8 protein-coding genes and 2 pseudogenes are annotated in these 10248 nt (G+C 49.1%); 1 reads left to right on the forward strand and 9 read right to left on the reverse strand.

From position 1 onward, the window contains the following. The 7 genes and pseudogenes from QZQ46_RS10345 to uxaC all read right to left on the reverse strand — a co-directional run. A pseudogene (locus QZQ46_RS10345) lies at positions 1 to 166 on the reverse strand (bifunctional 2-keto-4-hydroxyglutarate aldolase/2-keto-3-deoxy-6-phosphogluconate aldolase); the annotation flags it as partial. Positions 167 to 214: 48 nt separating this feature from the next. Beyond that, positions 215 to 1159, reverse strand: coding sequence for a sugar kinase (locus QZQ46_RS10350; protein WP_296829714.1), 945 nt, complete (start codon positions 1157 to 1159; stop codon positions 215 to 217). A 61-nt stretch (positions 1160 to 1220) separates the two neighbouring features. Further along, entirely contained in the window at positions 1221 to 1640 is a 420-nt protein-coding gene (locus QZQ46_RS10355; RefSeq protein ID WP_296829718.1) for an HIT family protein, read from the reverse strand. Positions 1641 to 1652: 12 nt separating this feature from the next. After that, on the reverse strand, positions 1653 to 3086 hold the full coding sequence (locus QZQ46_RS10360) for a glycoside-pentoside-hexuronide (GPH):cation symporter (RefSeq protein ID WP_296829721.1): 1434 nt from the start codon (positions 3084 to 3086) through the stop codon (positions 1653 to 1655). Between the two features lie 12 nt (positions 3087 to 3098). Further along, positions 3099 to 4592: a UxaA family hydrolase gene (locus QZQ46_RS10365; RefSeq protein ID WP_296829724.1), complete on the reverse strand. Its 1494-nt coding sequence runs from the start codon at positions 4590 to 4592 to the stop codon at positions 3099 to 3101. A gap of 7 nt (positions 4593 to 4599) precedes the next feature. Then, entirely contained in the window at positions 4600 to 6054 is a 1455-nt protein-coding gene (locus tag QZQ46_RS10370) for a tagaturonate reductase (protein WP_296829726.1), read from the reverse strand. A 13-nt stretch (positions 6055 to 6067) separates the two neighbouring features. Beyond that, positions 6068 to 7477 (reverse strand): glucuronate isomerase, encoded by a 1410-nt coding sequence (gene uxaC / locus QZQ46_RS10375; RefSeq protein ID WP_296829729.1) that lies wholly within the window; start codon positions 7475 to 7477, stop codon positions 6068 to 6070. Between the two features lie 354 nt (positions 7478 to 7831). Here uxaC and QZQ46_RS10380 point away from each other — a divergent pair, with 354 nt between their 5' ends. Then, complete coding sequence (locus tag QZQ46_RS10380; RefSeq protein ID WP_296829732.1) at positions 7832 to 8827, forward strand: LacI family DNA-binding transcriptional regulator; 996 nt, start codon at positions 7832 to 7834, stop codon at positions 8825 to 8827. 35 nt (positions 8828 to 8862) lie between these two features. On the opposite strand, the gene QZQ46_RS10385 is transcribed toward QZQ46_RS10380, so the two are convergent. Together QZQ46_RS10385 and QZQ46_RS10390 are read right to left on the reverse strand one after the other, a co-directional pair. Next, the gene (locus QZQ46_RS10385) at positions 8863 to 9558 is read right to left on the reverse strand and encodes a GntR family transcriptional regulator (protein WP_296829735.1); all 696 of its coding nucleotides are present in this window, start codon (positions 9556 to 9558) and stop codon (positions 8863 to 8865) included. Positions 9559 to 9880: 322 nt separating this feature from the next. Continuing rightward, positions 9881 to 10248, reverse strand: a pseudogene (locus QZQ46_RS10390) (bifunctional 2-keto-4-hydroxyglutarate aldolase/2-keto-3-deoxy-6-phosphogluconate aldolase); the annotation flags it as partial.

A 10248-nucleotide genomic window follows, 5' to 3' on the forward strand; every position in this document is an offset into this window, starting at 1 on the left:
GAATAGCTTCATGAGCCCGCGGCGTCGTAAAGGCCAATTCGATAGCCGTGACTCCACCTTTGATGCAGGCTTCCGACATGGCAACGGCTTCTTCCGGATTATTGCCGCGAATGACGGCAACAACACCAACTTCTTTAATTTTATTAACGACTTCGATCTTATCCATTGTGTAAACTCCTCTCACACTCTCAAAAAGATATCTCTATACAACGCATTACGAATGGCTGGCCTGGAAGGCTTCCAGTTTTTCTCTCGTCGGCAGGCCTTCATTATCCCCGGCTACCTGAATGGCCATAGCCCCGATAGCGGCGCCTCTGCGGGCAGCATCTTCCAGGCTCAAGCCATCGAGGAGGCCACTGGTAAAGCCGACGGCAAAACCGTCACCGGCGCCAACGGTGTCGACGATGTGTTTAACATGATAACTGGGTACGTATAACTCTTCTTTTTCCGTACGGATATAGGTCCCGTTGCTGCCGCCGAGCTTAATGACGACGGTCTGAACGCCGCGCTGCAGGTAGTACTGGGCAATATCCTGCTCACTTTCCCGACCGGTCAGGATACGGCCTTCGCCGAGGCCCGGCATGACGATATCGGCGTACTGGGCGGCATCGTTGATGACCCGAGCCATGGCTTCCTCTGATTTCCAGAGCATGGGCCGCAAATTAGGGTCAAAGGAGATGCGTACGCCTTTGCTGTGAGCCCGCATCATGAGGGTGTAAATCGTTTCCCGGCACGATTCCGACAAGGCCAAGGGAATCCCGGTCACATGAAGGTGGTCGACACCGGCCCAGTCGATACCGGCTAAGTCAGCCGGCTGAAAATGAGAGAATGCCGTATGCTTGCGGATATTGGCCACGAAAGGATCTCCTTCGGCAACTTTTTCTTTCATCTGGAAGCCGGTCATATGGTCGTCATCGGTCCATACGTACTGTTCGTGAATATTATTTTCTTTCAGAAAATTTACGATGCAGCGGCCAAAGGGATCGATACCGACTTTGGAGATATACGATACATTATTTCCCAAACGAGCCATGCCGACGGCATAGTTCAGTTCAGCCCCGCAGACGTGGCGGGAAAAATGTTCGACCGATTCCAAGGATCCCGTTTCTTCGGCGATGAGAAGCCCCATCGCTTCACCAATAGTAAGCACATTCTTCATTTTGATTCCTCCATGAGATAAGACGGGACTGTCGCAGCAGACAGTCCCTGATTACTTAGTTTTACAATTGTTTCTTTATTTTACCAATCATATCTTCATAGGCTGCATCTGTCAAGTAAACGCGGTCAGGGTTCATAACAAAGGTACTGTTCCATTCAAATTCATCTTTATACTTCGGAACCAGGTGGATATGCAGATGATGTCCCGTATCGGCATAAGCCCCGTAGTTTACTTTGTCCGGATGAAAAGCTTCATGAATGGCCTTAGAAGCCCGGGCAACGTCAGCAAAGAAGGCATTGCGGTCGGCGTCGCTTAACTCCGTCATTTCGCTGACATGATCTTTATAAGCGACGATACAGCGGCCGGGATGACTCTGTTCTTTGAATAAAACAAGCATGCTGACTGACAGGTCACAGACATAGATTCCGAACTTATCCAGCGGTTCGCCTTTAACGCAGTAACCGCAGTTATTGTCTTTCATAATAAAGCCTCCTTATTCGATGGTGCCGTGTTCCCACTTACCGTTATTCAGGTCTTCAGCAATCTGTTTGAATTTATCGTCCGTCAAGCCGTAGAAGAAGTACAAGATGATGGCGGCAATCCCAAGAGCAACGCCGGGATACAGGGTCATAGCGGCTTTGATGCCCATGAGGGTCATTTCACTCTGAACAGCATTGGCTACGTAACCGGTCATTACCAAGATGCCGGAACTTACGACAGCAGCCAGTGCCTGAGCAATTTTACGGGAGAAGTTGAAAGCAGCATAGGTGATGCCTTCTTTACGAATACCGTTATGCCATTCGCTGTAGTCGATGACGTCGGAAACGAAGGCCCAGGTAACACCATTCGGGATAGCCAGGGCAACGTAGCCGATGGTAACCAAAACGATAAAGGTGTAAATATTGGTCGGAATGACGAAGTTGAGCAAGTCAGCTGCGCAGCCGATAAGCAAGCCGCCGATAGCCGTTTTCTTCTTGCCAAACTTTTTAACCAGTTTCGGAATGAGCAGGATACCGACGACGGAGCAGCCCATCATGATGCCGTTTACAATCGGCTGGAATCCCATGTAGCCCAGATTATACTGACAGAAGAAGATCATCATCTGGTTGTTGGTATTCATGGCCGAAATGGTAAACAAGGTCATTAAAATGATGCATAAGAGCGGTTTGTTGGTAAACACGAGTTTAACATAGTCAGAAGCTTTTGCCTTCTGTTCATTAGCCGTATTGCGCTTAACCGGTACGTGTTCACGGCAGTTAAAATAGCAAATTGCAAAGCCGATGACGCCGACGATAGACATGATGGCCGCGGCAACAAAGAAGCCGTGGTGAGGAGAGGCGAACATCATGACGACAGGGACGAAGGCCATGCCGGTAATGAGCTGAGCCCCGATGGAGCCGGCCTGACGGGTCGTTGCCATCTGGCTTCGTTCTTCAACGTCTCGGGTCATAACACTGGCCAGGGAGGAATAAGGAATATTAGTAAAGGAGTAAACAAGGCCCCAAGCCATGTAAGCGCCGTAAGCAAAGATAATCTTACCTGTCGGCGATACTTCAGGCATGGTAAAGGTAATGACCGTCAAGATAGCCAGGATGACGGCAGAAAACATCATGACCGGACGGAACTTACCGCGAGGACCGATGTTCTTGCGGCCGTCGATAACCGAACCGGCAATAGGATCCATAAAAGCGTCGAAGATTTTGGTAAAGGCGAAGATACCGGCAACAGCCGCCGCTGGGATGGTACAAACGTCAATCCAGTATTTCGTCAAGTAGGCCTGTCCGAGGTCAAACATAAACCCGTTGCCAAAATCACCAAATCCATAACAAATCTTTTCACGCCACGACAGCTTTACATGGCCGTCTTTGGCTGCCTGCCCTTCAACCGGAGCGTTCGGCTTCGGCAGGGTTGCTTCTTGTGTGCTCATTGCACTCCCTCCTTATAAGGTAACACCGTTTTTAAATATAGCCAGTTCGTGTTTATCCAAGGCTTCCGATTTTGCCAAAACACGTCCGGACGCTACATCGAGTATATATTGGAACAGGCGGTCAGCGGCTGCTTCCCGCGATTCCCCTTCAGCAATCGTGCCGGCATTAAAATCGATCCAGTTCTTCTTGAATTCGGCCAGCTTACTGTTGCTGGAAATCTTAATCGTCGGTACCGGGCAGGCAAAAGGCGTTCCCCGGCCAGTTGTAAACAAGACCATGTGGGCACCGGCTGCAGCTAAGGCATTGGCCGCAACTAAGTCATTGCCCGGTGCCTGCAAGAGGTTCAGCCCTTTCTTTTGGACTCGGTCGCCATAAGACAAGACATCTTCTACCAGGGCCTGACCGCCTTTCTGTACGCAGCCAAGGGACTTATCTTCCAGGGTCGTAATGCCGCCGGCTTTATTGCCCGGAGACGGGTTTTCATTGATCTTTTCACCGTAGTTCATGAAGTATTCTTTAAAGTTGTTTACCAGATCTACGGTCTTATCGAAGACTTCTTCATTGCGGGCCCGATTCATGAGCAGCGTTTCGGCACCGAACATTTCCGGCACTTCCGTCAGGATCGACGTGCCGCCGGCTGCGATGAGGCGGTTAGAGATTTCACCGACCAAAGGATTGGCCGTAATGCCCGAAAATCCGTCCGAGCCGCCGCACTTCAGGCCGATCGTCAGCAGTGAGGCATCGCAGGGTTCCCGGTGGGATTTAGCCGCATAGTCGCACAGTTCTTTGACAATCGCCGTGCCGGCTTCGATTTCATCTTCTACGTCCTGGCAGATGAGGAACTTGATGCGGTCGTGATCATAGTCACCGATGACTTCCTTCATCAAGCTGATTTGGTTGTTTTCACAGCCAAGGCCAAGGACCAGGACGGCACCGGCATTGGGATTGTGAATAAGGCCACTTAATACTTTCTGCGTATGGAGCTGGTCGTCACCGAGCTGCGAGCAGCCATGGGGATGACTGTAGGAATAGATGCCGTCGATGTTGTCAGTCTTATAGACCTGGGCCGCCGTTTCAATAGCCCTGGCAATATTGTTGACACAGCCGACGGTCGGAATGATCCAAACTTCATTGCGGATACCGGCCTGGCCGTCTGTCCGTTTATATCCGAGAAACTCGTATTTTTTTTCACTTTCCTTGGGAGGACGCTGAGCCTTTTCCGGTTCGTAGGTGTAATCCAGGAGGTCGCCCAGTTTACTTTGGACGTTGTGGGTATGGACCCAGGAACCCTGAGGAATATCCATTTTTGCAGTCCCGATAGGGAAACCGTATTTTACGACGTCTTCGCCTTTTTTAATCTCTTTAATGGCGATTTTATGGCCTGCCGGAATGTCCTGGCAGACGGCAAAAGACTCTCCGCCGACGGTAACGCTGCTGCCTTTGGCAACAGCGTCAACAGCGACGGCAACATTATCATCAGCGTGTATCTGGAATACGTTCATCATAATCTCCTTATGCAGTCAATTCGGTAAGATGAGCTTTGACGCCAACTTCCGCCATGCGGTCCATATGAGCCGTTACAGCATCCGCGAGGCCGTCAATGGCAGTCAAATCTTCGCCCCACCAAGCCTGTTGTCCGAGGACGGCTTTGACATAGTCAGCCGTCGCAAGACCTGCATGGTCTTTGATAAAGTCCAATTTTTCTTCGTCATCGTGAATTTCATAGGTGTTGCCGGTCCGGGACCCGATGAGGCATTGGTCGCTGGCTTCCGTCGTACGGTAGAATGCCAGGAGGGCGGCCAGCGAATAGGTCAGGAACTTCGGCAGTTTTCCCGTCGCTGCCAGGCTGTCCTTAAAGGTCGGCAGGATGCGGGCTCTCCACTTCGAAATGGAGTTGAGGGAAATAGCCAGGAGTGCGTGTTTTACGAAGGGATTTTCGAATCGTTCGTAGACCGCACGAGCAAAGGCAACGGCCTTCTCTTCCGGTAAATCGACGGTCGGCACGATTTCGCCAAAAACCGTCTGATCCAGGGATTTGCGGATGATCGGGTCTTCCATGCACTGGCCGACGTAGTCGAGGCCGGAGAGATAGGCCCCGAGAACCATCGACGTATGAGCGCCGTTGAGGATACGGACTTTCTGTTCTTTGAAAGCTTGGATGTTGTCCGTAAATTCGACGTGGAATTTACTCGATTTTAACGGCAGACGATCGGCCAGTGTCGAATCACCGATAACCCATTGAGAAAAAGGTTCGGCCTGGTCGAGGAGGGCGTCTTCATAGCCCAGTTCAGCCTGAATTTTTTCAATGGAGTCTTCAGGGTAGCCTACGACGATGCGGTCGACGAGGGTGTCGACAAAGCGGCAGCTATGCGCAAGCCAGCCCAGGAAGCCTTGTTCCAATCCCCAGTTTTCTGCATACTTGGTAACGCAGTCCTGAAGAAGTTTACCGTTATTATCGTTCAACTCCGTCGGCAGCATGATGAGGCCTTTGTCGGCAGCACCTTTATAGAAGGTATACCGTTCATAGAGGAACTTCGTCAGTTTGGCCGGAAAGGTTGTCGGCGGGCAGTCTTCGAATTTGTCGGCAGCATCACAGACAATGCCGGCTTCCGTCGTATTAGATACGACGAATTCGAGAGTATCTTCATGAGCCAGAGCCATGAAGGCGTCGTATTCATCGCGGGCACTGATTACGGTCTTTACGGACGTAATGACCCGGTTTTCCTTGCAGACTTTGCCGTTCTGCTGACCTCTCAGGCAGACCGTGTATATGTCATTTTGCTTAGAATAACGGTCGGTCTTGCCCGAGCGGGGCATGACGACAGCCACGCTGCCGTCAAAACCGTTTTCCTCGTTAGCTACGTCAACAGCGTAGTCGACGAAGGCACGCAGGAAATTGCCTTCCCCAAACTGTAAGATCCGCACGGGATGCTGTTGTTTCTGATGGAATTCACTTACATTTTTCATCGTTTACCCTCGTTTACATCTGAAATTGAAAATAGTTGGCTGCGTTGTTGTAGCAAATGTCTTCGACTAATTGACGAAGTGCGTCTTCATCGTTCGGATATTCGCCGTTTTCGACGAGATTGCCGATCCAGTTGCAGAGAATTCGGCGATAATATTCATGACGAGCATAGGACAAGAAGGAGCGGGAGTCCGTCAGCATGCCCAGGATATTGCCAAAAACAGATTCGTCGGCAATGCCGTTCATCTGATCGAGCATGCCCTGTTTCGTATCATTGAACCACCAGGCAGCGCCCTGCTGAATTTTGCAGCGAACGCCAGGACCCTGGAATGCGCCGATAATCGTAGCAATCATGGCATTGTCATTAGGGTTGCCCGAATAAAGAATCGTCTTCGGCAAAATATGAAGTTCATTGAGATGGTCTAAAAGGGCGATAAGGCCTTTGCAGCAGTTGCCTTCGGCAATGCTGTCATACCCCGTATCAGGACCAAGTTTACGATACATTTCCGAGTTGAGGTCGCGCAGGGTTGCAAAATGGATCTGCATAGCCCAGCCGCGTTTATGATATTCACCGGCAAGATAGGTGAGGACGGCCGTCTTATAAGCTTCCGTTTCTTCCTTACTTACAGCTTCGCCTTTCAAGGCTTTGGCCATGATGGCATCAATCGTCTTTTCATCGGCTTCACGGCAGAAAACATATTCCAAGGCATGGTCCGTAGCGCGGCAGCCCATTTCTTCAAAGAAGACAATTCGTTTGTCCATGGCTTTGCGAAGGTCGGCAAAGTTCTTGATATCGACGCTGGCAGCCTTACCGAGACGAGCCATGTAATCCGCGTAGCCGGCTTTGTCGACGTTCATCAGTTTGTCCGGACGCATAGCCGGATATACTTTAGCAGAACAAGTCTTTTCGTCTCTCAATTTTTTATGCCATTTCAAATCGTCTGCCGGATCGTCCGTCGTGCAGATGACTTTAACATTAGACTGTTCGATCAGGCCCTGAACGCCCATACTTTTTTCCTGGAGCTTAGCATTGCAGCGGTTGAAAATGTCTTCAGCATTCTTTTCGGTCAGCGGTTCATTAATTCCGAAATAACGCTGTAATTCCAAATGGCTCCAATGATAAAGGGGATTGCCGATAGAGCGAGAAAGCGCTTTCGCATATTCAACAAATTTTTCCAAGTCCGTCGACGTTTCACCGGTGACTTTTTCTTCAGGAGTACCGTTGGCACGAATGATGCGCCATTTGTAATGGTCACCGCCGAGCCATACTTCGGTAATGCTGCGGAAATGGTGATCTTCAGCGATTTCCTGCGGAGAGATGTGACAGTGATAGTCAATAATCGGCATCTTAGCGGCATAATCATGGAATAAATGTTTTGCCGTATCCGTATCCAATAAGAAATCCTTGTCCATAAATTGTTTCATTTTATTTATCTCCTTCCAAATCCCCGGCATCATGTCTGTCGGTCAACTGAGAAAATTATTGTAAGCTCTTACACTTATCTTTACCGAAAGAATATCATAGCATGACCTAAGTGTCAATGACGTATGATTTTTTTGTATGGTTTTTGAAAAATTAACGGTTTTTGATGCTTTTTCCTCATGGTTAAAACAATTACATTTAAACATGCTACTAAATTCCCCAGTGTTCTCCTTGTCTATTCATTTTCTTTCGGTTAAGCCCTTACACAATCCCCTCCAAAAGCTCTTGATTTATTAAGAAAGAAGTGTGTTATAATGTAAGTACCCCAGATTTTTACATAAAGAGGATCGATCGCTATGAATATCACGATTTACGACATCGCTCAAAAATGCCATGTATCTATCGCCACCGTCTCCCGCGTCCTCAACGGCAGCAGCCGGGTCAGCGAAAAAACACGGGCTAAAGTACTCCAAGTGATGAAAGAAATGGGTTATAAACCCAATCCTTTCGCTCGCGGATTGGGCCTGGATTCCATGAAAATAATCGGCGTCATCTGTACCGACGTCGCCGATATCTTCTATGCCCATGCCGTGTCCCTTTTGGAAGACGGCCTCAGGCAGCATCACTTTGACGTCATGCTGTCCAACACCGGCAGCGATAACGGCCATAACGGCAAGTATATCTCCGACATGGCAGGGAAACATGTCGATGCTATCATCACCATCGGAACGCCCTTTTCATCGGAGTCCGATGTCCGCCTTCTCTGTGAAACGGCCCGTCAAATCCCAGTCATTACCATCAACAGTGATTATCACCAGCCCCGCATGTACAGTGTCGTCTGTAATGAAAAAGACGGCATGAAAGATGTCGTCTCTGCCCTGGCCGCCAAGAGCTGTCGCCATATCCTCTATATTTATAGTTCCCTTACGTACAGCGGACGCCACAAATTGGAGGGATTTCGCCAGGGAATCAAAGAATTAGACTTGCCTCATCAAAATGAGCTAATCCAACAAATTCCCCGAACACTTGCCGATACAGAAGCCTTGATCGACCGCTTAGTCGCTGGAAATATCGACTTCGATGCCATCGTTACCGCCGACGATATCTTTGCCGTCGGAGCCCAGCGGGCGGCCTTGCGTCACGGCCGGGACATCCCGGTCATCGGCTGTAATAATTCTATCTTAGCAGAGTGTGCGACACCGACCCTTACCAGCCTGGACAACAAGTTGACCAACTTATGTACAGCTGCCGTCAACATCGTAACTGAATTAACCACGAAAGGTTCCGATGCCGTTCCCATCCGGACCGAATTCAACGCCGAACTCGTCGAGCGCGAAAGCTTTACAATATAAAAAAAGGCTCCGTATAAAATATACGGAGCCTTTTTTTATCCGAAGTATTCGGGATATTCTTGTTTTAGTACTGCTACGTCACCCATGACCTTGTTAATGTGTTCGGTCATAATATCCTTAGCGGCTTTTACATTTTTATCAAACACAGCCTGTACAATTCCCTTATGCTGTTCATAGAGAAGCTGCATCTGTTCGGCCGCATCACCATCACTGACGTTCAAAATGCGGGCTCGGGCATAGTCGAGGTTTGAGTCTTGGACGACCTGCCAAATATGGGGCTTTCCGCAGCCTTCATAGAGAAGAGAATGCAGCGTATTATCACTCTTAAAAAATTTTTCGGCACTGCCGGAAGCTACAAACTTCCCCTGCTCAAAGATACAAAATTCCAGTTTCGTTTTCCAGGGATCTATAAACTCCTGACAGGCCAATTCTACGATGGCCCGTTCCATAGTAACTCGAAAGAAACGAAACTCGGCTAATTGCTCGGTATGAATTTTTGATACAAAAGTGCCTCGCTGGGGCAGTACTTCCAGCAGCCCCTTTTCCGCCAACCGAATGAAGGCTTCGCGAACCGGCGTCCGACTTACCTGCAATACGCCGGATAACTCCTGTTCAGACATAGCCGTTCCCGGCGGCAGATTCAAAGTCATGATATTTTGGTACAACACGCGGTAAGCGTATTCCCGCACCGTTTCATGAGGCGCTTTTTCTCTCAATTCAAACTTTTCCATAGCCACTCCATAATTCCTAAAGTCTATAATTTTTTCCACTTTCATTTTCATCTTACCATATTTTCATCAGAAATAGTATAGGCTATTTATCTCAAAAGAGAAAGTCAGCCCATATATTTCCTAAAAAATAATCAGCTGGCGATAAATAAGCTTAACTGCATTCACCGGTCATAAACCACTGTTATTATGCCATTTTAAATTACATAGTAATCTTGTTTAAACGATATTGGTAAAGTCGTAAATTACAATAAAAAAACTCCCTCCCAAGCAAAACAAGGTCGTCACCCCAGGCCTACTTGAAAAGGAGCTTATCAGCGAAAGGTTATTTAATCCGTGCAGCTTTGACAGCAGCAATGAATTTCTTGGCCGTTTCCGTAATTTCATCGGCCGTTTTGCCGCCGCCCGTCAGGGCTCCGCCGGCACCGACAGCAACGCAGCCGGCTTTAATCCATTCACCGGCATTGTCGACGTTAACACCGCCCGTCGGCATGAGCGGGGCCTGCGGCAAGGGGCCGTGGATGGCTTTGATAGCCTTCATGCCCACGACTTCACCCGGGAAGATTTTAACGACGTCAGCGCCGCATTCAAGGGCCGTAACAACGTCTTTCAAGGTCGTCGTCCCCGGCATGACGGCTACGCGGTAGCGGTTGCACAGCTTAATCGTTTCGACGTCGAGGGCCGGCGATACGA

The organism is uncultured Megasphaera sp. (assembly GCF_900539295.1).
Taxonomy (GTDB): Bacteria; Bacillota; Negativicutes; order Veillonellales; family Megasphaeraceae; genus Megasphaera.